Origin of the sequence: Enterobacter cloacae complex sp. SHL012 (assembly GCF_049237505.1) — a bacterium.
GTDB classification, from domain to species: domain Bacteria; phylum Pseudomonadota; class Gammaproteobacteria; order Enterobacterales; family Enterobacteriaceae; genus Enterobacter; species Enterobacter kobei.
Map to the genome: position 1 here is coordinate 329,777 of NZ_JBMKIZ010000003.1, position 23,034 is coordinate 352,810.

The 23,034-nt window shown below is 57.8% G+C and carries 22 protein-coding genes; 5 read left to right on the forward strand and 17 right to left on the reverse strand.

Translation table 11 applies throughout. The annotated features are described in order from the left end of the window. Window positions 1-25 precede the first annotated feature (25 nt). On the reverse strand, window positions 26-1,045 hold the full coding sequence (epd, locus tag ACOTY9_RS12715) for an erythrose-4-phosphate dehydrogenase (protein WP_014885157.1): 1,020 nt from the start codon (window positions 1,043-1,045) through the stop codon (window positions 26-28). 340 nt (window positions 1,046-1,385) lie between these two features. Continuing rightward, on the reverse strand, window positions 1,386-3,377 hold the full coding sequence (tkt, locus tag ACOTY9_RS12720; RefSeq protein WP_023331255.1) for a transketolase: 1,992 nt from the start codon (window positions 3,375-3,377) through the stop codon (window positions 1,386-1,388). Between the two features lie 272 nt (window positions 3,378-3,649). Between tkt and ACOTY9_RS12725 the strand changes: the two genes are divergently transcribed. Beyond that, a complete protein-coding gene (locus ACOTY9_RS12725; RefSeq protein WP_023331256.1) occupies window positions 3,650-4,408 on the forward strand; it encodes a M48 family metallopeptidase in 759 nt (252 codons plus the stop codon). 210 nt (window positions 4,409-4,618) lie between these two features. Next, entirely contained in the window at window positions 4,619-5,887 is a 1,269-nt protein-coding gene (locus ACOTY9_RS12730; RefSeq protein ID WP_023331257.1) for an OprD family outer membrane porin, read from the forward strand. Window positions 5,888-6,000: 113 nt separating this feature from the next. Here ACOTY9_RS12730 and ACOTY9_RS12735 read toward each other — a convergent pair whose 3' ends face one another. The 14 genes from ACOTY9_RS12735 to ACOTY9_RS12800 form a co-directional block, all read right to left on the reverse strand. Further along, window positions 6,001-7,641 (reverse strand): thiamine pyrophosphate-binding protein, encoded by a 1,641-nt coding sequence (locus ACOTY9_RS12735; RefSeq protein ID WP_348565904.1) that lies wholly within the window; start codon window positions 7,639-7,641, stop codon window positions 6,001-6,003. Window positions 7,642-7,654: 13 nt separating this feature from the next. Next, window positions 7,655-9,124, reverse strand: coding sequence for an aldehyde dehydrogenase (locus ACOTY9_RS12740; protein ID WP_059372830.1), 1,470 nt, complete (start codon window positions 9,122-9,124; stop codon window positions 7,655-7,657). A gap of 9 nt (window positions 9,125-9,133) precedes the next feature. Further along, a complete protein-coding gene (locus tag ACOTY9_RS12745) occupies window positions 9,134-9,904 on the reverse strand; it encodes an aspartate dehydrogenase (RefSeq protein ID WP_023331260.1) in 771 nt (256 codons plus the stop codon). Window positions 9,905-9,913: 9 nt separating this feature from the next. Next, window positions 9,914-10,708 carry an SDR family oxidoreductase gene (locus tag ACOTY9_RS12750; protein WP_045134098.1) on the reverse strand — a complete coding sequence of 265 codons (795 nt, stop codon included), beginning with the start codon at window positions 10,706-10,708 and terminating at the stop codon, window positions 9,914-9,916. Further along, window positions 10,692-11,462 carry an alpha/beta fold hydrolase gene (locus tag ACOTY9_RS12755; RefSeq protein WP_023337743.1) on the reverse strand — a complete coding sequence of 257 codons (771 nt, stop codon included), beginning with the start codon at window positions 11,460-11,462 and terminating at the stop codon, window positions 10,692-10,694. The genes ACOTY9_RS12750 and ACOTY9_RS12755 overlap by 17 nt, the downstream gene beginning before the upstream one ends. 9 nt (window positions 11,463-11,471) lie before the next feature. Further along, complete coding sequence (locus ACOTY9_RS12760; RefSeq protein WP_014885166.1) at window positions 11,472-12,002, reverse strand: cupin domain-containing protein; 531 nt, start codon at window positions 12,000-12,002, stop codon at window positions 11,472-11,474. Between the two features lie 10 nt (window positions 12,003-12,012). After that, the gene (locus ACOTY9_RS12765) at window positions 12,013-13,269 is read right to left on the reverse strand and encodes an MFS transporter (RefSeq protein WP_023338769.1); all 1,257 of its coding nucleotides are present in this window, start codon (window positions 13,267-13,269) and stop codon (window positions 12,013-12,015) included. A gap of 25 nt (window positions 13,270-13,294) precedes the next feature. Then, window positions 13,295-14,482 carry an NAD(P)/FAD-dependent oxidoreductase gene (locus ACOTY9_RS12770; RefSeq protein WP_045269620.1) on the reverse strand — a complete coding sequence of 396 codons (1,188 nt, stop codon included), beginning with the start codon at window positions 14,480-14,482 and terminating at the stop codon, window positions 13,295-13,297. Further along, window positions 14,479-15,405: a VOC family protein gene (locus tag ACOTY9_RS12775; RefSeq protein WP_014885169.1), complete on the reverse strand. Its 927-nt coding sequence runs from the start codon at window positions 15,403-15,405 to the stop codon at window positions 14,479-14,481. Before ACOTY9_RS12775 ends, ACOTY9_RS12770 begins: the two co-directional genes overlap by 4 nt. A 78-nt stretch (window positions 15,406-15,483) precedes the next feature. Next, entirely contained in the window at window positions 15,484-16,272 is a 789-nt protein-coding gene (locus ACOTY9_RS12780) for an IclR family transcriptional regulator (protein WP_014885170.1), read from the reverse strand. A 12-nt stretch (window positions 16,273-16,284) separates the two neighbouring features. Further along, window positions 16,285-17,034, reverse strand: a complete 750-nt coding sequence (locus ACOTY9_RS12785) for an SDR family oxidoreductase (protein WP_196347562.1) — start codon at window positions 17,032-17,034, stop codon at window positions 16,285-16,287. Continuing rightward, window positions 17,034-18,056, reverse strand: a complete 1,023-nt coding sequence (locus ACOTY9_RS12790; RefSeq protein ID WP_047027268.1) for an aromatic ring-hydroxylating oxygenase subunit alpha — start codon at window positions 18,054-18,056, stop codon at window positions 17,034-17,036. Before ACOTY9_RS12790 ends, ACOTY9_RS12785 begins: the two co-directional genes overlap by 1 nt. 10 nt (window positions 18,057-18,066) lie before the next feature. Further along, on the reverse strand, window positions 18,067-18,375 hold the full coding sequence (locus tag ACOTY9_RS12795; protein WP_014885173.1) for a recombinase-like helix-turn-helix domain-containing protein: 309 nt from the start codon (window positions 18,373-18,375) through the stop codon (window positions 18,067-18,069). Continuing rightward, window positions 18,372-18,695, reverse strand: coding sequence for a Rieske (2Fe-2S) protein (locus ACOTY9_RS12800; protein WP_014885174.1), 324 nt, complete (start codon window positions 18,693-18,695; stop codon window positions 18,372-18,374). Before ACOTY9_RS12800 ends, ACOTY9_RS12795 begins: the two co-directional genes overlap by 4 nt. A gap of 415 nt (window positions 18,696-19,110) precedes the next feature. Between ACOTY9_RS12800 and ACOTY9_RS12805 the strand changes: the two genes are divergently transcribed. Further along, window positions 19,111-20,322, forward strand: a complete 1,212-nt coding sequence (locus ACOTY9_RS12805; protein ID WP_047027267.1) for an MFS transporter — start codon at window positions 19,111-19,113, stop codon at window positions 20,320-20,322. 3 nt (window positions 20,323-20,325) lie between these two features. Here the strand turns inward: ACOTY9_RS12805 and speB are convergent, their stop codons facing one another. Further along, window positions 20,326-21,246, reverse strand: coding sequence for an agmatinase (gene speB / locus ACOTY9_RS12810; protein WP_002434404.1), 921 nt, complete (start codon window positions 21,244-21,246; stop codon window positions 20,326-20,328). 411 nt (window positions 21,247-21,657) lie between these two features. On the opposite strand from speB, the gene ACOTY9_RS12815 reads away from it, so the two are divergent. Both ACOTY9_RS12815 and ACOTY9_RS12820 read left to right on the forward strand, forming a co-directional pair. After that, window positions 21,658-22,224, forward strand: coding sequence for a fimbrial protein (locus ACOTY9_RS12815; protein ID WP_023331269.1), 567 nt, complete (start codon window positions 21,658-21,660; stop codon window positions 22,222-22,224). 54 nt (window positions 22,225-22,278) lie between these two features. After that, window positions 22,279-23,016: a fimbrial biogenesis chaperone gene (locus tag ACOTY9_RS12820; protein WP_023331270.1), complete on the forward strand. Its 738-nt coding sequence runs from the start codon at window positions 22,279-22,281 to the stop codon at window positions 23,014-23,016. Window positions 23,017-23,034 lie beyond the last annotated feature (18 nt).

A 23,034-nucleotide genomic window follows, 5' to 3' on the forward strand; every position in this document is an offset into this window, starting at 1 on the left:
AAGTTTTGCAGACGCACGATGCGTCTTACCTGAAACCTTGAGCGGCCATTGCTAACGTGGTGTCGAGCATCCGGTTAGCAAAGCCCCATTCGTTATCACACCAGACCAGCGTCTTGATAAGGTGTGCGCCACTGACCCTCGTTTGCGTGCCATCAACAATAGCGCTGTGCGGGTCGTGGTTAAAATCTACTGAGACCAACGGTAATTCCGTATAGTCAACTATACCATGAAATGCTCCCTGTGCCGCTTTTTGCAGCAACAGGTTGACTTCACAGGCTTTTACCGGTTTTTTTACCGTCACGCTCAGGTCGATTGCGGTGACGTTAATCGTCGGGACACGCACGGCAATCGCTTCAAAACGGTCATTAAACTGCGGGAAAATTCGGGTGATCCCTGCCGCCAGTTTCGTATCTACCGGGATGATTGACTGGCTCGCCGCGCGAGTGCGTCGTAAATCCGGATGGTAGGCATCAATAACCTGCTGGTCGTGCATGGCGGAGTGAATCGTGGTCACGGTGCCGGACTCAATGCCATACGCATCGTCTAACAGTTTGATGACCGGAATAATGCAGTTGGTGGTACAGGAGGCGTTGGAAACGATGAGGTGTTCAGCCTGCAGCTCATGCTGGTTGACGCCAAACACGACGGTCGCGTCAAGGTCGTTACTGCCGGGATGAGAAAACAGGACTTTTTTCGCACCGGCTGCCAGGTGAGCTTCGCCATGTTCGCGATTGCCGTAAACCCCGGTACAGTCGAGCACCACATCCACGCCCAGCTCACGCCACGGTAGCCCTGCGATACTGCTTTCATGCAGCACGCGGATGGCATCGTCACCGACAAACAGCTGCTCTCTTTCCTGGCGAACATCCCAGGCAAAGCGGCCGTGGCTGGTGTCATATTTCAACAAATGCGCCATGCCCGCAGCATCCGCCAGTTCGTTGATTGCCACCACGGTTATTTCCGCACGACGCCCGGATTCATATAAAGCACGAACCACGTTGCGCCCGATGCGACCGAAGCCATTAATCGCTACGCGTACGGTCATAGATCTCCTGCAAAGCTATCCCTGAGTTTGAGGTGGCTGAAAGAGTAATCCAGCTACGCCCGAAGGGGAATCTTTGCTATCACAAACTGCGATTGATTGGTCAATTGTCGAACATTTAATCGACTGAAACGCTTCAGCAAGAATAAGCGAATCGAGGAATAAAAGGAATGGCTGTCCAGATGAATAAGCGTGCTATATGACATGCGTCACATTTTCGGTGGAATAATGCCGGGGAGGTAAAAGCAAAACGGTAACCCAAAGGTTACCGTTTTTAGTGTTTGCACCCTCTCCCTGTGGGAGAGGGCTGGGGTGAGGGCATCAGCCCGCACCGTACAAGCAATTACAGCAGTTCTTTCGCCTTAGCGACAACGTTATCAACGGTGAAGCCGAACTCTTCGAACAGCAATTCTGCCGGCGCAGACTCACCGAAGGTGGTCATACCGACGATAGCGCCATTCAGGCCCACGTATTTGAACCAGTAGTCAGCAATACCCGCTTCCACTGCCACACGCGCAGAAACCGCTTTAGGCAGAACAGATTCACGGTAAGCCGCATCCTGTTTGTCGAACGCATCGGTAGACGGCATGGAGACCACGCGCGCCTTCACGCCTTCGGCAGTCAGTTTTTCCCATGCTGCAACCGCCAGTTCAACTTCAGAACCGGTCGCGATGAAGATCAGCTCAGGCTGGCCTGCACAGTCTTTCAGCACGTAACCACCGCGAGCGATGTTCGCCAGCTGCTCTGGCGTACGCTCCTGCTGTGCCAGGTTCTGACGGGAGAGGATCAGCGCAGTTGGGCCGTCCTGACGCTCAACGCCGTATTTCCACGCTACCGCAGATTCAACCTGGTCACATGGACGCCAGGTGCTCATGTTCGGGGTCACGCGCAGGGAAGCCACCTGCTCTACCGGCTGGTGAGTTGGGCCATCTTCGCCCAGACCGATGGAGTCGTGGGTGTAGACCATCACCTGACGCTGTTTCATCAGCGCAGCCATACGCACGGCGTTACGCGCATACTCTACGAACATCAGGAAAGTAGAGGTGTACGGCAGGAAACCGCCGTGCAGGGAGATACCGTTGGCAATCGCGGTCATACCGAATTCACGTACACCGTAATGGATGTAGTTACCGGCAGTGTCTTCGTTAATTGGCTTAGAACCAGACCACAGAGTCAGGTTAGATGGCGCCAGGTCAGCGGAACCGCCGAGGAATTCAGGCAGCAATGGACCAAACGCTTCGATCGCATTCTGGGACGCTTTACGGCTGGCGATTTTAGATGGGTTCGCCTGCAGCTTAGCGATGAATTCGTTCGCTTTCGCGTCGAAGTCAGACGGCATATCGCCTTTCATACGACGGGTAAACTCAGCCGCTTCCTGAGGGAAGGCTTTCGCATAGGCGGCGAATTTCTCGTTCCAGGCAGCTTCTTTCGCCTGGCCCACTTCTTTTGCATCCCACTGAGCATAGATCTCAGATGGAATTTCGAATGCAGGGTGTTTCCAGCCCAATGCTTCACGGGTCAATGCGATTTCCGCGTCGCCCAGCGGTGCGCCGTGGGAGTCATGCGTACCCGCTTTGTTCGGAGAACCGAAGCCGATGATGGTTTTGCACATCAGCAGGGACGGTTTATCGGTGACCGCGCGCGCTTCTTCTACTGCACGTTTAATCGAGTCAGCATCGTGGCCATCAACGCCACGCACAACGTGCCAGCCGTAGGCTTCGAAACGTGCTGCGGTGTCGTCAGTGAACCAGCCCTCAACGTGACCGTCGATGGAGATGCCGTTGTCATCATAGAACGCAACCAGTTTACCCAGCTTCAGGGTACCTGCCAGGGAGCACACTTCATGAGAAATGCCTTCCATCATGCAGCCGTCGCCCATGAACGCGTAGGTGAAATGGTCAACAATGTCATGACCAGGACGGTTGAACTGCGCCGCCAGCGTCTTCTCAGCAATCGCCATACCCACTGCGTTAGCAATACCCTGACCCAGTGGGCCGGTGGTGGTTTCTACGCCAGCGGTGTAACCCACTTCCGGGTGACCTGGAGTTTTGGAGTGCAGTTGGCGGAAGTTTTTCAGCTCTTCAATAGGCAGATCGTAGCCAGTGAGGTGCAGCAGGCTGTAGATCAGCATAGAGCCGTGGCCGTTAGACAGCACGAAACGGTCGCGGTCAGCCCATGCCGGGTTCTGCGGGTTGTGGTTAAGGAAATCACGCCACAGGACTTCGGCGATATCTGCCATACCCATAGGGGCACCCGGGTGGCCGGATTTGGCTTTCTGTACTGCATCCATGCTCAGCGCACGAATAGCATTAGCAAGCTCTTTACGTGAGGACATTTTAACTCCAGATCGGACTGTTAAAGGCCATGCCCTTGACGACAGCGCGTTTTGGGCTACGCCGGAAAAAAGTGCCAACAATGTAACCCAAGCCGCAGGGCATGTACATGGACCATTCTTTTGCAGCTTAAGAAATCTCTGGATCATGCTCGCATGTTGCGCAATCTGCTCGCCCGCGCCTGTAGATATTCCTTATACTTATCCCGGCCCCGGCTTCGTTGCGGGTGCACTTTTCGGATTTTATTGAGATTAACAAGTACGGAAGCAACTTCATGAAAATGCGTGCAATAGTGCTGGCCCTGGGTACAACGCTCATGCTGAGCGGCTGTCAGAATATGGATTCTAACGGTCTGATGACGTCAGGCGCAGAAGCCTTTCAGGCCTACTCCCTGAGCGATGCGCAGGTTAAAGCGCTGAGCGATCAGGCCTGTAAAGATATGGACGGAAAAGCCACGATTGCGCCGGCTAACAGTACCTACACACAGCGTCTGAATAAGATTGCTTCCGCGCTCGGCGATAACATCAACGGTCAGCCGGTGAACTATAAGGTTTACATGGCTAAAGACGTCAACGCCTTCGCGATGGCAAACGGCTGCATCCGCGTCTATAGCGGGCTGATGGATATGATGACCGACAACGAAGTGGAAGCGGTTATCGGCCATGAAATGGGTCACGTTGCGCTCGGCCACGTGAAAAAAGGGATGCAGGTCGCCTTAGGCACCAACGCCATCCGTGCGGCGGCTGCCTCTGCGGGCGGTATCGTGGGCAGCCTGTCTCAGTCACAGCTCGGCGATGTCGGAGAAAAGCTGGTCAATTCCCAGTTCTCCCAGCGCCAGGAGTCCGAAGCGGATGACTACTCTTACGATCTGTTGCGCAAACGCGGAATTAATCCGTCAGGTTTAGCCACCAGCTTCGAAAAACTGGCGAAGCTGGAAGCGGGACGCCAGAGCTCCATGTTTGACGATCACCCGGCCTCAGAAGAACGTGCACAACATATTCGCGACCGTATGGCCGCAGATGGAATTAAATAATTCTGGAAGGAGGCAAATTTGCCTCCTTTTTATTTCGCATGAATTGCCAACTTAATCGCACGTATCGGTAACTCCCGCAAAACCCTCTCCATATCCGGCTCTTAGCGCTGAAACGTCTGGACACATAATTATTGCAATCATTAACCATTCGGGTAATTATCCGACCTGCAGTAATTCATTTTAATATATTAAGACAGAGACGTTCCCTCCGTGAAAAAAGAATTATCGTTAATTGCTTTAGGTTTATTCGCCGCATTACCCGCCGCTGCAAGCCAGCAATCCGACAGTCAGGGTTTTATTGACGACAGCCATCTGGACCTGTTTTTACGCAATGCGTATATCAGTCGCGACTATCATCAGGGCCAGCAGGATAAAGCCGAATGGGGCCAGGGTATTATTGCCACCTTCACATCCGGTTATACCGAAGGGCTGGTGGGCTTTGGTGTAGACGGCATTGCACAGTATGGCGTTCGTCTGGACGGTGGCCGTGGAAAAAGCGGTGCGGGCGGTATCGACTTCTTTAAACAGGAAGAGGATGGCCGGGCAAAATCCGATTTAGCGAAATTTGGCGCAACCGCCAAAATGCGTATCTCAAATACCGTGCTGAGCTACGGTAGTCAGCGTCCTGAGCTGCCGATCGTGAATGCCGACAACTCCCGCCTGCTGTTTGAAAGCTACACCGGCACCCTGCTGACCTCAAAAGAGATCGACGGTCTGGAAGTCAACGCCGGTTACTTCACCGACGAGCAGCGCAAAAGTGATGACCGCCACGACAGCGGCCTGAAGAGCCTGACCTTCGGTGGCGCGAGCTACCAGTTTAACGAGCAGTTCAGCGGTGCGGTGTATGCCTCGCATAATGAAGAGGTAATGAACAAGCAGTACCTGGGCCTGAACTTCAAACAACCGTTCAGCACCGGGCAGCAGCTGGTACTCGACTTTAACGGCTATAACTCGCGTCTGGAGCAGGGTTACGCCGACAGCCTCGACACGGGCCGCAGCAACACCATCTGGAGCCTGGCAGCGAGCTATATCTGGGACATTCACACGTTCAAAGTGGCATACCAGCAGAGCAGCGGCAGCACCGGCTACAACTACGGTGGCTACCGCGACCAGGGCGGTGTGGGTGACGGCGGCAACACCATCTGGCTGGCTAACTCCTACTGGTCTGATTTCAACGGCGAAGACGAACGCTCATGGCAGGCATCGTACGGCCTGGACTTTGGCGGACTCGGCCTGCCGGGCCTGAGCTGGACCACCGCCTACGTGCGTGGCGATAACATCAAAACCTCTGAAACCAGCAACGGCAAAGAGCATGAGTGGTTCAACCAGATCCAGTACCAGGTGCAGGATGGTCCGGCGAAAGATCTGAAGCTGAAGCTGCGCTATTCCGTGCTGCGTGTCTCCAGCAACGCCAGCGATTACAACGTGGGTGGGGATGAGATCCGTGCTTACGTGGAATACCCGTTTAACGTGTTCTGATGAAAAAAGCCGGGTGGCGGCTTCGCCTTACCCGGCCTACGGTTTTTTCGCTGTTATTGAGTGAGAAACCGTAGGCCCGGTAAGCGCAGCGCCACCGGGCGATATCCACGATATCAATACAGCGTCTTCTGCGGCGGCCCGGCAAACTTCAGGGCGCCAATCTGCCCCATCCGCACTTCTACTACCGACGGGCCCGGCATCGCCAGCGCTTCTGTCATAACGGCATCAAAATCATCGGCACGCTCAACGCTCCATGCCTGCAGGCCAATCGCCTGCGCCAGCAGAGTGAAGTCCGGCGTATGCAGCTCGTTGTAATACTGACGCCCGCCGAAATACTTATCCTGAATACCACGCATTACGCCGTACCCCCCGTCGTTCATGATCAGCAGCGTCACGTTGGCTTTCTCCTGGGCCAGCGTCGCCAGTTCGCCGAGGTTCAGACTCAGACCACCATCACCCACCAGCCCCACAACCTTGCGCTGCGGGTTAGCTATCGCGGTGCCAATGGCCATCGGCAGCCCCATACCAATGGCTCCGGCCAGCGAGTGAATGTTCATCAGCGGGCCGTTGGCGCGGAACAGGCGGCTGCCCCACAGGCTGCCGGACACGGTGATATCGCGCACCAGCAGGCCGTCCTGCGGAAGCGCTTTCTCGATGGCATCGTTAAGTCTCGCATAGGGGCCGCACTGATCGCGCAGGCCCTGCCCGGCTTGCTCAACCGCCTGTTGAACCAGCGCGTCCCACTGCGCGTTGCCCCACTCACGCCCCTGTACGTTGTCGGCCAGCGCGCTAAGCAACGCGGAACAATCGGCTATCAGCGTGTTATCCATCAGATAATTACGGCTCGCCGCAGCCGGGTCGATATCTACCTGTACCCGTGGAGACGGCAGCGACAGCGTCCATGAGCGGGTTTCGTTGCTGCGCAGGCGTGAACCGGCGACCAGCGTAAAGTCACACTGCGCGATGAGCGCTTCAACGGATGGCGAGTTGTGAAACGCCCGCAGGCTACCGCGATGGCTGTCCGGCAGCACGCCCCGCGCGTGGGTGCTGGAGATGACGGTGATGCCTGCATCCGCCAGCTTTTTCACCGCATCAGCGCTTCTCAGCGCTCCGCCGCCCAGCCACAGCAACGGCTGTTTTGCCTGCTTCAGCTGCGCCCAGAGTGCGTCAACTATCGCGGGGTCCACGGTGGCGACCGACGTCGGTTTCACCGGTGCGGTCACCAGCGAAAGCGGAATGTTGGCACTCTGAATATCAATCGGGATCTCAACAGAGACCGGCCCGCACGGCGGCGTCTGCGCGTCCTGAATCGCTTTGTGCAGGATAGCTATCGCCTGGTTGGCGCTGCTGATGCGGTACGCCCGTTTGGAGCTGGCCTTCAGGAAGGTCAGCTGGTCGCGGGTTTCATGGATAAATCCGGTATCGGCATCCAGCCAGGCTTTTTCGACCTGTCCGGTTAAATGCAGCAGCGGCGTGCAGGCGTTCATCGCTTCTACCAGCGCGCCTACCGCGTTACCCGCACCCGCACCGGTGCTGGTCAGCGCCACGCCGAGACCGGAAAAACGTCCGTGGGCGTCGGCCATGGTCACGGATCCCGCTTCACCGCGCGCAGGCACGAAGCGAATGTTGCCGCGCTGCCCGACCGCATCCGCGATTGGCAGGTTGTGAATGGAGATGACGCCGTAGATGGCCTCAACCTGATACTGCTCCAGCGTTCTGGCGATAGCGTCGCCGACGGTTATCATTTCGCTCATTGCTCACCCTTTCTCAGTCGCACCAGTGGTTGACGCTGTTACCCGTCGCCAGATAAATGCTCTTTTGCTGCATCCAGGCTTTCAGCCCCTGAATGCCCTTTTCGCGGCCCAGACCGCTCTCTTTAAAGCCCCCGAACGGGGTTGAAATCGCAAAGACTTTGTAGGTGTTGATCCACACCGTGCCCGCCTCAAGCTGTTCGCTCAGGCGCAGCGCGCGCCCGGCATCGCGCGTCCAGATCCCCGCCGCCAGGCCGTACACCGAGTCGTTGGCCTCGCGGATAAGCGTGGCCTCGTCGCGAAACGGCATCGCCACCAGTACCGGGCCGAAGATCTCCTCCTGACACGCGCGGGCGCTGTTGCTCAGCCCTTCAATAAGGGTCGGCAGGAAGAAACTGCCGTTTGCCAGCTCAGGATCGGCCGGGATCTCCCCGCCACACAGCACGCGGCCCCCTTCGCGCTTCGCCAGCTCGACGTAATCCTGCACGCTCTGACGATGTTTAGGGTTAATCAGCGGCCCGACATGGGTACCGTCAGTAAACGGATGTCCGACGCGCAGCCCGCGCGTGAGCTCAAGCAGCCGCGACATCAGCGGCGCGTAAACACTCTCGTGGATAAACAGCCGTGAACCGGCGATGCACGCCTGCCCTGCCGAGCTAAAAATGCCGTAGCAGATGCCGCGCGCGGCCTGCTCGATGTCTGCGTCTTCCAGCACGATGGTCGGGGATTTTCCGCCCAGCTCCAGCGATGCCGGGATCAGCTTTTCCGCCGCCACGTGTGCAAGATGGCGGCCCGTAGTGGTGCCACCGGTAAAGGAGATTTTGCGCACCTTAGGGTGACGCGCCAGCGCATCGCCAATCACCGAGCCTTTACCGGGTAGCACGCTCAGCAGCCCGGCGGGCAGCCCGGCCTGTTCAAAAATACGCGCCAGCTCCAGCGCCATCAGCGGCGTGGCCTCGGCAGGTTTGAGGATCACCGCATTTCCGGCGGCAATCGCCGGGGCAACCTTTTGCATTTCGCTGGCAATCGGCGAGTTCCATGGCGTGATGGCAGCCACCACGCCGAGCGGTTCATAGCGGCTCAGGGTCAGCAGATCCGGCTGGCGTGGCGTCGGGAGTTCCCCTTCCAGCAGCTCGCAGGCAGAGGCAAAGTAGCGCGCTGTCCCTGCCGCACTCATCACCAGCCCACGCGCCTCCGCGAGCGGCTTGCCGTTATCGCGGCTCTGCATTTTCGCCAGTTCCTCGACGCGGGATTCAATCAGATCCGCGACCTTATGCAGGATCCTCGCGCGCATGTGCGGCAGGCTGCTGCGCCACGCGGGATCGCGCCACGCCCGCTCGCCGGCCTCGATTGCGTCATTCAGATCGTCGAGACTTGCCGCATTCAGCGTCGCATTGATCGACCCGTCTGCCGGGAAATGGCTCTGCATCGGGTTGCCTCCACCATGTCGCCAGTGGCCGCCGATAAAAATCTTCAGATCGTCCATCATCGCTCCTCAGCTCAGGGCCAGCTCGCGGCAGGCGCGTACCGCGCTCAGTGCTGCAAGAGTGGAGGTTTTAGGGTTAGACGCCAGCGGCAGCCCGCTCAGCTCAAGATGGAACTCGCCGAACACGCCTTCGACATGCAGCGTGTGGGTATTGCGCTTCGTTGCCGGGTCGACCATCAGCTGCACGCGCGTCTCGTCCATCCCGACGCCACCGAGCGCCACCGTCGCCGCCACGTTGGCGTTCGCCGGGAACAGGCGCGCCGCCTCGCGGGCGCTGCCTTCAAAGAAAACGCTCGCCTCAGACACCGCGTTAAGGTCGATAAGCTGCTCAGCATAACTGCCGCGCCAGCTGGCCGGGCTTTTGCGCGACTGATAGGTCACGCGTTCCAGCCCGCCCTCTTTCGCCGCCGCAAGCCCGTCGATACCGGCAACCGCGCCGGAGAGCAACGTCAGCTTGCCCCCAGCACTGAGCAAACGCTGCTCCAGCGCGCTGTCCGCCAGCGCGCCGGTGGAGATCACCGCGAGATGCCAGCCGCGACGCAATATGTCCTCGCCGTACTGCGCCACCGCCTGCTGGCTGGCGCACTCCAGCACCAGATCGGGCGTGTCAGCGCATGCCACCGGCGTACCGAGCGCCATCACTGCATCACCAAACTGTGTGTGAATCGCCGCATGATGAGATTCACGCGCCACGATCCAGCCAATAGCCACGCCCGCGGGTAAACGCTCAATCACCGCCTGCGCCATGGCGCCAAAACCAATTAACATGATCTTTTTCATAATGTGTCCTTACAGGTGGCGGCAGAAGCCGCCGGAAACGTCCAGCGAGGCGCCGGTGGTGAATGACGCCAGCGGCGAGGCGAGGAACAGCAGCGCCTGCGCGGGCTCCTGCGGTTTGCCGAGACGCGCCATCGGGATGCCACGTTTACGCGCGATATCCGCCGTCCACTCCGGCCAGCTCTGACTTTTGTCCGTCCGGCTCTCAAAGCGGCGCTGCCACTGCCCGGACTCCACCATGCCGAGCAAAATGGAATTCACGCGGATACCTTTACCCACCAGCTCTTTTGAGAGCGTCAGCGTCATATTCAGCAGCGCAGCACGGGCGGCAGAAGTGGCGATCATGTGCTCCTCCGGCTGCAGCGCCAGCAGGGAGTTCACGCAGGTAATGGAGGCGATATCGGACCGCTCCAGCAGAGGCTGAAACGCCTGCACCGGGTTGATCACCCCGAACAATTTCAGTTCGGCTTCGTGCAGCCACGCTTCGCGCGGGGTATCGCTGAAATGCGCCACGTAGCCCTGCCCGGCGTTGTTGATCAGCATGTCCGCCGCGCCAAAGCGGGCCTGAACGGCATCCGCAAAGCCCTGGACTTCGGCAGCGTTTAGCACGTCGCAGCGGTAGGAGAAAATCTCGCCGTCGGGGTATTCGTTTTGCAGCGTCGCGTGGGCGCTGGCGAGCCGGTCCGGGTCTCGGCCGCAGAAAGCCACTTTTGTCCCCTCGCCCAGCAGCAGGCGCAGCGTTTCAAAGCCAATGCCAGAAGAACCGCCGGTGACTACCGCTACGCGCCCGTCAATTTGTGCATTCATCGCGCACCTCTTCGTTAATGCGTAAAAGCTGTTGGTTAAAAAACGCCGCGTTATCGAGATAGCTGGCGTGCCCGGCCTGGGGAATGGCGGTAAACGGCATGCCGTAGCGCAGTGCCAGCCCCTGCACCAGCTCGGGCTGCGTGATCGCATCCTGCTCGCCGCACCAGACCTCAAACGTGCCGGAGTAACGTTTAAGCCAGCCGTGAATATCGTCGTGTGCCAGCATCCACGCGGCGGCAAGGTAGCCCTCAGGACGCAGCTTGCGCATGCCCGACGCGACGGTGGCGATATCTTCCCCGCGGGCGCCGGGGCGCAACAGCTTCGCCGCGCGGGTCTGGGCAAGGATTTCACCGCCCAGCGCCATCTGCTGCTCGCGGCTGCGCCAGACCTGCTCGCGTTGCTCCGGTGCGGCCTGACCGTAGCCCTGCGCGGCATCTGCCAGCACCAGATGCCGCACCCGGTCGGGAAACTTCGCCGCAAAGGCGCTGGCGACCAGCGCCCCGAGAGAATGGCCGACCAGTACCGCCTGCCAGACGCCCGCGCGGTCAAGCATTGCCGCCAGTGCATCGGCGTAATCTCCCGCACTCGCCCGTTCTACGGTCAGCATCGGGCTTTCGCCATAACCAGGCATGTCCCACGCCAGCACGCGAAAACCCTTCAGCGCCATCTGCTTATGCCAGGAGGCAGCACCCGAGCTGATCCCATGCAGCAGCATCAGCGGAATGCCGCTTCCCTGTTCACGAAAACCCGTCATCATGCCCCCTTAGTTCCGCTTCACTTTTGAAAGCGGATGATCGGCGGGATAGGTTGGGATTTCCGGCTTGTTGGTCCCCAGCATGACGCACATCAGCGCCTCTTCTTCCCCGTGGTTAAACAGGCCGCGATAGATACCCGGCGGGACGGAGATCAGGTCACGCTCGCGCAGCACGGTTTCGGTGTAGTGTTCGCCGTCCTGGATCATCAGCGTGATTTGCCCTTTAAGCATGAAGAACACCTCTTCCACGTCGTCATGCAGGTGCAGCGGCCCTTCACACTTCGACGGCAGCACCATGGTGGAGAAGGTGAAATGGTCCGCCTGCACGGTGTTGGTGTCGTTCGCCACGCCCGTTGCGCCGGTGCCGATGTAGCGCATCTGCGCCCGGCGATATTTCGGGTCATAGTCGGCCTGGAACTTCAGCGCGTTCCAGTCGTACTTACGGCCTTCAAAGCGCGCGATGCGCGACTCGACCCACTCTTCCATCGTCAGGTGCTCAGGTTTGATGCCTGATTTATGGGTTACGGTTGAATCAGTCATGACACTCTCCTCAGTAACGTCTCAGCAGCGGCAGTAACAGGACGCAGCCCACCGCCGCCATCACCGCCAGAAAAATCAGCCCGGAATCCATGCTGTGGGTGAAGGCGATAAGCGCCCCCATCACCGCTGGCGACAGTGCGCCCGCGAAGTTTCCCAGCCCGTTGAAAATGCCGCCCGCCGTCGCGCTCACCCGTGGATGAGTGGCCTTCGCCAGCAGGGCAAAAATGTTGGGTGCGCCAGTGCCCCACATAAAGGTGCTGAAGCTCATCGCGGCGATGATGGTCAGCGGGGTGTCGAGGTGCATGACCGCCGCCAGCCCGACAGCCGCGCCCGCCATGGAAATAAAGCAGGCTGCCGCACGCTTATCGACCCGGTCAGAGAGCCACGCGCCAATCACTTCGCCCGCCAGCATGGCGATGAACGGCATCGACGACAGCCAGCCCGCATGCTCCAGGTGAATGCCTTTGCCTTTGATCAGGTAGCCCGGCAGCCAGCCATTGATCCCCCACAGGTAGGTCAGGAAGGCGATGTTAAAGATGCAGATGATCCAGAAGTGCGGGCTGACGAACAGCTCGCGCCGCGCGGCACGCCGCTCATCCTGAGACGCCTGCGTGGTGCCGGGTTTCGCCTCCAGGCGGATACCACGCAGACCGACGCGCACAAAAATCAATACCGGCACGGTAAGCATCGCCATCACGAAGAAGGTGCTCTGCCAGCCGAAGGTGTTCAGCAGCCAGAGGGAGAGCGGAAAACCAATCGCCGCGCCCACCGGCGTGCCAAGCAGCCACAGCATGGTGGCGCGCGCCTGCAGATGCTGCGGGAAGTTGTGACGCACAATGGCGAAGGCCAGCGGGAACAGCGGCCCCTCCGCCACCCCCAGCAGAATGCGCAGCACGATCATCAGCGTATAGTTGTGGGTAAAGCCCATCGCCACCATCAGCACGCACCAGATCGCCATCATCCCGGTCAGCAGGCGCAGCGGCGCGATTTTATCTCCCAGCCCGCTGAGAAAGACTGACGAAAAACCGTAGCTCAGCAGAAAGGCGCTCATCAGAATGCCGAGGCGCGTGGTGTCGAAATCGATCCCCATCGCCTGCTGGAAATGGCTGTCAGAAAACAGCGCCGCAATACTGATTTTGTCGAAAAACGCCAGCAGCACGCAGGCCAGCAGCGACAGCGGGATAGCCCAGCGCACTGCTTTTTCAGGCGTGCGGGTTCCCTCACCGCCTGCCTCAACGGGCGCGGTGTTGGTCTCTAATGTGGTCATCTCTCCCCCTACGGGTGCGGGTTAGCTATCGCAATGACATCAGTGAAAAAGTCGGGTCGGCGAGCGGTACGTCCGATAAATCCCGCCCTGCCGCCATCCAGCGTTTCGCCAGCTTGACGGTGCGCGCATCGTTAAACGCCACCAGCTGCGTCAGTCGCCCGTTTTCATCCAGCGAGAAAAAGAGCGAATCTTCACGCGCTATCGTGTTGCTGCCCGGCTGCGGAATGCCGAGGATCTGAATATTGTGCTGGTATTGATCCGACCACAGCCACGGCGCGTCGTCGTAGCCTGGCGCATCGGGGTTGAGCATCGCTTTCGCCGTCGCCACCGCCTGATTCTGGGCAAATGCCCACGACTGAATGCACAAGCCGTAGTGGTGATGCTGAGCCACATCGCCAGCCGCAAAGATGAACGGATCCGAGGTACGCCCCTGAGCGTCCACCACGATCCCGCGCCCGGTATGAAGCCCCGCATCGCGCGCCAGTTCCAGATTGAGATCGACGCCGATCCCGACCACCACCGCATCAAAGGTTTCGCGCTGGCCATCACAGTGAATAACCGGCAGGCCATTGTCGTCCTCCAGCTCCAGCGCGCCGCAGCCGGTACGGATGTCGACGCCCTGTTCGCGATGGATGGCCGCTAAGCGTTGCGATACTTCTCCGCTCACCGACCGCATGCACAGCGCGGGCTGCTGCTCGAACAGCGTGACCGCCACGCCGTTTTTGCGCGCGGAGGCGGCAATCTCAAGGCCGATCCAGCCGCCGCCCACAATCGCCAGGGTTTTACTCTGCGCCAGACGCCCCTTCAGACGCTGCGCGTCCTGCCAGTGGCGCAGGGTATAGACCTGCGGATGCGCCGCCCACGCCTCGCCCGGCAGACGCGCCCGCCCTCCGGTGGCAATCAAAAGAATGTTGTAACTAAGATGCGTACCGTTGCTTAAACGCACCGTTTTTGTCTGACGGTCGATCTGCTCCGCACGCAGTGGGCGGTACCAGGTCAGATCCAGCGCCTGCTGTGCCTCTTCGGAAAACAGCCGCGGGAGCGCCGCGTCAGGCTCCAGCAGAGACGCCTTCGACAGCGGCGGACGTTCGTAGAAATCCCACGCTTCTTCCGCCACCACGCAAATCTCGCCCTCGAAGCCCTCGTCGCGGAGGGTTTTTGCCGCCCAGCCGCCCGCCTGACCGCCGCCGATAATGACAATGCGCGACGTCATACCGCCTCCGGCTTTTTCTGCTGACGGCGCGTGTCGTGGTCGATGCCGCCTTCCACCGCCCATTCGGTGAAGGAGACCAGCGAATGCTCCAGCTCGCGCGGCTGCCAGTTTTCGGTCAGGTAATCGTCGTTGGTGTAATACTCAAACGCGCCGCCGGTCGGGCTGTTGACGTACCAGAAATAGGCCGACGACACCGGATGACGGCCCGGCCCAATAAACGTGCTCCAGGCGTTTTTATTCATCGCAATCCCGCCGCCGATCACCTCGTGGATGTCGCGCACCGTAAACGCAACGTGGTTTAGCCCGCGCTTGCGGTTCGGTAATTGCAGCAGGAACAGGTTGTGATGGCCGCCGCGCACGCCGCATCGCAGGAATACGGCGCGGTTGATGTAGCGGTCAGAGACCTGGAAGCCGAGCACCTCGCGATAGAATGTCTCCACCGCGGCCAGCTCCTCAACGAAAAACACCACGTGCCCGACGTTAATCGGCTGGGCGCGATCGTAGACCGGGCTGGGGGTGTCGATTCGGCGAGCGTCTCCCCACTGGTTAATCGGCTCAACGTTCAGCTCCACGTCGGTCTGCTGGCTGACCTGCACGCGCAGCGTCATGCCGTTCGGATCGCGGCACTCCAGGGCGTCGCCCACTTCACGAAAGCCAGGCTGCCCGGCAAGCTTCGGGCGCAGCGCATCGAGGTCTGCCGGGGTGGCCACCGCCCAGGTCATACGGCGCAGGGTGTTGCCCGCTTCAAAGGCTGGCGGCAGGTCGGGGCTGTCGATCGGATTAAGCTCCACGCGCGCGCCGCTCAGGGTGGTAAAACGCTGGCCGCTGGCATCGCCCGTCAGGCCAAAATCACGCATAAATTTGGCGCAGTGCGTCAGGTCTTCCACGCCAAATTCCAGCTTTTCAATTCCGGTTACACTCATCGTTCGTTGCCTCATCTGGCCCAAATTGGGCGTAAAACATGCCCGACGCACTGAAGCGCCTGACGTTAACTCACTGATTTAACTGGCCTGTGACAGGTACCCTAAGAAGCCAGAAATTTTATCTGCCGCGAGGCGAACCTCGTTCTGGAGCCGCTCGCGGTCGGTCTGCGGGATCTCCTCCGACGGCACCAGAATGCTGACCACCGCCGCCACGCGCTGGCTTCGGTCATACACCGGATAGACGATGGAAGAGATGCCGTGGCGGAAGAAAGACTCGCCAATCACATATCCGCGGGCTTTGTCCTGCTGCACCATCTGCCACAGGGCTTCGCGGTCGTGAAGCTGCCCCGGCGTGTTGCCCGGCAGCCGCTCGTGCGGGAACAGCTGTTCAAAATCGGCGCGGGAAATATCGGTCAATAACATGCGCCCAAGCGAGGTACAGTGCACCGGCAGACGGGTGCCAATGCTGACCTGATTGATACGCGACCCGGCGGCGCTGACGCGGGCAATGTAAATAATGTCGCGTCCGTCGCGGATCGCCAGATGGCTGCTGCACTGGCTGACATCGCGAAGCTGCTCGATCACCGGCTGGCCTACCTGCGCCACGTCCAGCGAGGCGATGTACTCAAAGCCCAGGCGCAGCACGTTCATGCCCAGCGAGAAGGTATTGGTGCGCGCATTGCGCTCCAGAAAACCCATATACTCCAGCGTCTGCACCACGCGGTAGGCAGTGGCCTTCGGCATATCCACCAGCCGGTGTAGCTCGGCAAAGGTCAGCTCGCGATGCTGCTCGCCGAAGGCCAACAGCAGCTGCAAACCGCGTTCAAGCCCCGGCACCAGATACTTCACTTCCTGATCGTTTGCCATAATCGCCATACCTTAGTTAAAGACAAAACCGCCGTTGACCGGGATCAGCTGCCCGGTGATAAACCGCGACAGATCGCTTAACAGCCAGACCACGCTGCCGGTGACATCCTCCGGCTGCTGCGCGCCCGTTAACGCGCGGCCATTTTCGTAGAGCTGATGGCGTTCGGCGGGCACATATTCGGTGGCCTCGACGCGGGTCAGCCCCGGCGCGATAGCGTTGATTCGAATGCGTTTATCGCCCAGCTCGCGCGCCATTGAGCGGGTCATCGCAATCACCGCCCCCTTACTGGCCACGTAGGCCATCAGGCGCGGCGCGCCCCACAGCGCGGTATCGGACGCCACGTTCACAATCCCCGCCCCTTCGCGCAGCAGCGGCACGGCGGCACGCGTCACCAGCCAGGTGCCCTTGACGTTCACGCTCATCACCCGATCCCAGAGATCCGGATCGTAATCCAGCATGTTTTTACCGCCCACGCCGGTCGCCATTGCCGCGTTGTTCACCAGGCCGTCAATCTGCCCCAGCTTGCCAATGGCGCTGAATACCTGCTCGATGGACTGCGGATCGGCCAGATCGATAACGTGCGATTCGGTTGCATACCCTTGCTCGTTCAGACGGTGGGCGCTTTCGGCCAGCTCGCCTTTGAGGATGTCGCACATCACCACGCAGGCACCTTGCGCAGCGCAGGCGCTGGCAAAGTGGTAACCCAGCCCGCGCGCGGCGCCGGTCACGACGATGCGCTTCCCGCTCAGCAGTCCGTTCATCAGGCGGCTCCCTGCTGCGCTTCGCGCATCGCCAGCTGTTCTTTCGCGGCCTTTTGCATCATGCGGCGCAGGCGCGAGAGCCCGACGTCGTGCTGGTAGAGGTATTCATGGTCACGGGCATTTGGCGCCAGGCTTTCCAGCACCACGCGGTCCTGCTCCAGCACTTCCCAGTGCAGTTTTTCCAGACGATTGCGGTACATAAAGCGCCACATATCGCGCTGCCAGCCCTGCACGCGGCGGATGCGCCAGAAGAAGACGCGGCAGTTGTCGTTATCTTCCGGCACCACCATGCCGACGATAAAGAAATGGCCGCCCGGTCCGAAACGCTTCTTATACGGAATGGAAAGACGCATCCAGCAGGTGCCGCTGTTGCCCAATTCCACCCAGTCGAAATTGACGCCGCTCTGCCCCTTTTTCTCGAAGATGAAGCCGGTTTTGGTCGGCTGAAGCACCATGTCGGCCTTGCGATCCCCTTCCGCCATCGAATGTGACGACGAATGCAGATAGGTGCCGTGCATCGGGTCCATGACGTTTTCCAGCGCGTACTGGTAATTGCATTTCCACGCGGCGGTGCAGAGGAAGTTGCTGAAACTGTCCGTGTCGGCGAGCTCATCCGGGAAAGTCAGCTCGTCCGGCTGCTGGTCAGTAGTGACGCCGAACCACAGGAAAATGGCGCCGTGCGCCTCCTGCACGTTATAGCTGCGCACGCACTGCTGGCCGACCAGCGGGCATTTGTCCACGGCGGGCACATCTTTCACTTCGCCATTGCCCGCCACTTCCACGCCGTGGTACCAGCAGGCAATACGGTCCCCAAGGTTCCAGCCCATCGACAGGCGTGCGCCGCGGTGCGGACAGCGGTCTTCCAGCGCCTGCACCTGGCCGTCTTTATTGCGCCAGACCACAATCTGCTCGCCCAGGCGGGTAATCCCCACCGGCGCGGACTGCACTTCCCAGCTCGCCAGTACCGGATACCAGAGGCCGCGCAGACCTTTATCCAGATAGTTTTGTACGGTAGTCGTCATCGCGTTGTCCTCAGTAGCCGTTAACCTGTAAGAATGCCTGGAAGCTGGCGTCGCTCCAGGGCTCGCCCTGCTGGTCGTGCATGCGCACCGCGTTCAGCCCGTTCACCAGCTCCGGCAAGGTTTCAACGCCCTGCTCGAAGAGATCTTCCAGCGTCGCGATCAGGTTCATCTCCCAGTTTTCCGGCTCGCGGCTGCGGGTTTGCCAGATCAGGTTCTGGTAATCGCCTGGCTTATGAATGGCACCGTTACCGCCTTCTGCAGGCGGAGTAAACTGGCGGCTTTCCGGCAGCGCCGGGTTGTAGTTCAGGGTGTCGCTCATGCCACGCTCTCCTCGACGAAGGTAATCTGGATTTGGTTTTCAAAGACCCGAACCGGGTAGCGGTTAAGGTTGCGACCACCGGGGCCATGCAGGCACTGGCCGGTTTTGACGTCGAACACCGCCTCGTGTAGCGGGCATTCCACCTTGCCATCTTCGACGAAGCCCTGGCTCAGCAGGGCATATGCGTGCGGGCATACGTCTTCCAGCGCGTAATATTCACCGTCAATCAAATAAACGCCGATCTCTTTACCGTCGACGTTGCCGCTAAAAGGGAAATCTTCCTGTACTTGTTCTGCGTCACATACGCCTATCCAGCTCATCACGATCCTCCAGGCTTTTGTTTCATATATGAAACTCTGTTTCTTATTTAATACGGTCAATATAAAAGCGATGAATGTTTCGTCAAGCACGAATGTGACGAATTTGTTAACCAGGAGGTAATTAATTAACTAAGTGTGCAAAGGATCACGAAAAAATGCAGCGATATGAAATTTTCATTATTGCCGCGTGAAAGAATACGATTTTTCGATAGTCTAAAATTTCAAAAAACAGATATTGACTTCTTTTCTTTTTGCTCATTAAAAATAAAAAGGTGGCACGTCATCGTGTTTCACCTGTGAAACTTATTTTTACTTTATTCTTAATAAACAATGAGTTTCACAGGTGAACCATTTTACACCCGTGACAATCACTCTGATAAAAAATATTCACACGCGCAGACATAAGGCAGGCATCATGACGGCAAGATGGCAAGGTACAATTGCACTGTTATTACTCATCATTATTTCCTACATCGACCGTGTGAATATCTCGGTAATGATTTTACACCCGGAATTTGCCACACATTTTCAGTTAAATGAAAACAGAATGTTACAAGGAATGCTCATGACCTGCTTTCTGCTGGGTTATGGTTTTTCGGCTTTATTATTAACGCCAGTTATTGAAAGCAAACTTCATTATCGGCAGGGATTATTAAGCAGCATTGCGATTTGGGCCGCGGTCTGTGCGATTTCGCCCTTGCTCGGCTCGCTGATGGGGATGCTCATTGCGCGCGTGATTCTGGGGATTGCGGAGGGGCCGCTCTTTTCATTAAAAACGCGCTTTATCAGCGAGCGCTTTGACGCAGAAGAGATCGGCAAACCCAACGCGGTGACCGCGCTGGGCGTCTCGCTCGGGCTGGCGGTAGGCTTTCCACTGATCACCTGGCTGATGGCGCATCTGGGCTGGGCGGGATCGTTCTACGCGTTGGCCGTCATGAATCTTGTGCTGGGTGGCGGGTTAATCTGGCGCTTCCTGCCAGCGCCCCAGAGCCGGGGGAAGATGAAAAAGCCGGGATGGGTGCAGACCTTCACCCTTGCCTGGCAAACGCCGCTGCTGGGCTGGATCCTGTTGGTTGAAATCGCCACGCTGAGCTATCTCTGGGGGAGCAGCGCCTGGCTGCCCGCATGGCTGCGCGATGAACATCACTTCTCACTGCATGCTACGGGCCTGCTTGCAGCCATTCCCTTCCTGCTGAGCCTGGGGTCGAAATTTTTGGGCGGCGTGCTGCTCGACAAAATGCGCCCGGAACAGGCACCGGTGCTGTTTGTGGTGGGAGGCGCGTTAACGGCGCTGTCCGTGGTCGCGCTGATGCTCAGCCATCAGCCTGTCTGGCTGGGGATGTTTATGTTGTCTGCCAATGCTTTCTGGGGACTTCAGGGGGCTGCGATCCCTGCGGTGATCCAACATCATGCCGCGCGGGAAGCGGTGGGTAGCGCGTATGGGATCATTAATGGCATCGGGAATATCTGCGCGGCGTTTATTCCGCTGCTGATGGGGGTGGTGATGAAATCGGTCGGGTCGGTCAGCTCTGGCTTTTCGGTCCTGGTCGTGTCGCAGGCGATCACCCTGCTGGCCGGAGGAATGTTGCTGCTGCGCATGCGTCGCGCAGCAGCAATCAGCGCCTAAGGCTTATTCGCCTTTTTTCGCCGCCTGAATGTAGAGCATTTCCAGTGCCAGGGTCGCTGCCGCCAGGGCCGTGATTTCTGACTGGTCATAGGCTGGCGCCACTTCCACCACGTCCATCCCGACGATGTTCAAATCCTTCAGGCCGCGCACCAGCTTGATGGCGCGGTCGGACGTCAGGCCACCGATCACCGGCGTACCGGTGCCTGGCGCAAAGGCAGGATCCAGGCAGTCGATGTCGAAGGTCAGGTAGACTGGCATATCGCCGACAATCTGCTTCACCTGCGCGATGATGTCGTCCACGCCGCGATCGTTCACCTGGCAGGCATCCAGCACGGTGAAGCCGTTGTCTTTGTCGAACTCAGTACGAATACCGATCTGCACGGAGTGGTTCGGATCGATCAGGCCTTCGTTCGGTGCAGTGTAGAACATAGTTCCGTGGTCAAACTCGCAGCCGTTCGCGTAGGTGTCGGTATGCGCATCAAAATGGACCAGCGCCATTTTGCCAAAGTGTTTCGCGTGGGCGCGCAGCAGTGGCAGAGTCACAAAGTGGTCGCCACCGAAGGAGAGCATACGCTTACCGGCAGCCAACAGTTTCTCGGCGTGGGCCTGCAGCTTTTCGCTCATCTCACGCGCGTCGCCGAAGGCATACACGAGGTCACCGCAGTCAACCACGTTCAGGCGCTCGCGCATGTCGAAATTCCACGGGAAGCGGTTGTGCTCCCAGGCCAGGTTGGTGGAAACCTGACGGATCGCCGCCGGGCCATGACGTCCACCGGCACGACCCGAGGTTGCCATATCGAACGGCACACCGGTGATCACCCAGTCAGCATCGCTGTCGTAGGGCTGGAAGTTCATCGGAAGGCGTAAAAAACCAAACGCGTTAGATACCAGAGAGTTGTCGTACTGATGACCTAAAGTGCTCATGTCCTGACCTCTTAAAAGTCGTTGCATTAGATACAGATGAAAAAAAATCCCCTCCGCGTCGTTAAACCCGACGAGGAAGGGATTGATGTCCTTACTGCTTTTGCCTAATGCTAGCCTCTGGAACGTGAAGATTCAAGCTCACTTTTCAAAACATAAATCAATTGTGTTGCCAGACTTTTACGGCCCCTAATTATTCACCATACCGATAAAATTCATTTTTAGAATTGATATTATCTTAACCCCCCCATTTCTTCGCATTATTTGCGTTTAAAAGTTTGAAGCAAAACTTAATTCATAAATTTAATAAATATACCATTTTAAAACTAGGAATATATTTAGGCCTGGCCGATAGCGGTGGAGGAGATGACCTCTATACAATAGCCCCCCCAATGAAATGATATGGATATTTTTATGAATAAGTTATCTAAGCTGGCAATCCTGGCCGTTCTTTCAACCGTCGGTACCGCCGCTGCAGCAGAAGATGGCACGATTACTTTTGAAGGTACTATTAGCGACGCAACCTGTACTATTACCGGCGGTGACGCACAGGGCGAATCTGAAAGCCCAGACTTTACCGTTCATTTACCTTCTATTAGTACAACCGCGCTTGCAACGGATGGACAGCGCGCAGGTGATACCCCATTCCACATTACGTTAAGCGGCGCAAACTGCACCAATGGCAAAGTTGCCAGCGTATTCTTCGAACTGGCGCAAAGCACCAATATCGATGCCACCACCGGTAACCTGAAAAATACCGTGGCTAAAGCGTCAGGCGGAGCGGAGAAAGTTCAGGTTGGTTTACTGGATTCTTCAAAAGCAAAACTGAACCTGAATACTGCAAACGATAGCGCTAAAACCGTTACGGTTGCCGGTAATACGGCTCGCTTTGATTACTGGGCACAATATGTGGCGACGGGTGGTGCATCTACTGCCGGTCAAGTCTCAACCGACGTTGTGTACTCCATTAAATATCAGTAATCGCGCGCCCCGCGGGTTTATCCGCTAAGAGTATCACCTAAAGGATTAGGCCAGATGTTAAAAAAACTTGTTATATCTTCTGTATTCATGATGACGCTGGCCTTTTCCTTTGCGGCCAGTGCAACGATTCAAATTATGACGACCCGCGTGGCATTCAACGCCGGGGAGAAAGAACAAACGATTCGTATTAATAACGTCAGCAAAGCGCCTGAACTGGTTCAGGTGTGGCTTTCCAGCACCGATAAGAGTGACGGCATCGCCAAAGAAGATTTGCCTTTCTTTATCACCCCACCGGCGGCCAGAATTAACGGCCAAAAGGGGAAAGTTTTCCGCATATTCCAGACGGAAGGCGCCGCCGCGAAATATCCAAAAGATCGTGAAACGGTTCTGTGGCTCAATGTCCTGGATATTCCGCCTGAAATGGCGGAAGACGTAGATAAAAATCAGCTAAAGATGGCGTTCAGAACGCTGATTAAATTTTTCTATCGCCCGGTTGGTCTGAAAGGTAATCCGATGAAAGCGGCGGATGAATTAACCTGGAAATTGAAAAAAACAGCCAACGGTTATGACGTCGTTGGAACAAATAATTCGCCTTTCCATGTAAGCATGACAAATGTCTGGCTCAGAGATGCTCAGGGTAAAGATGTCATGATTGATGGCGAGATGATCGCGCCATATAGCACGCTGGTATATCACTTCCCGCAGGTTAACGCCGTGCAGGGGAAAGGGACATTCCAATACAATTATATTACCGATCTGGGTGCATATATTAAGCGCACGTATAACTTCTGATTAGTAATCATATTGACC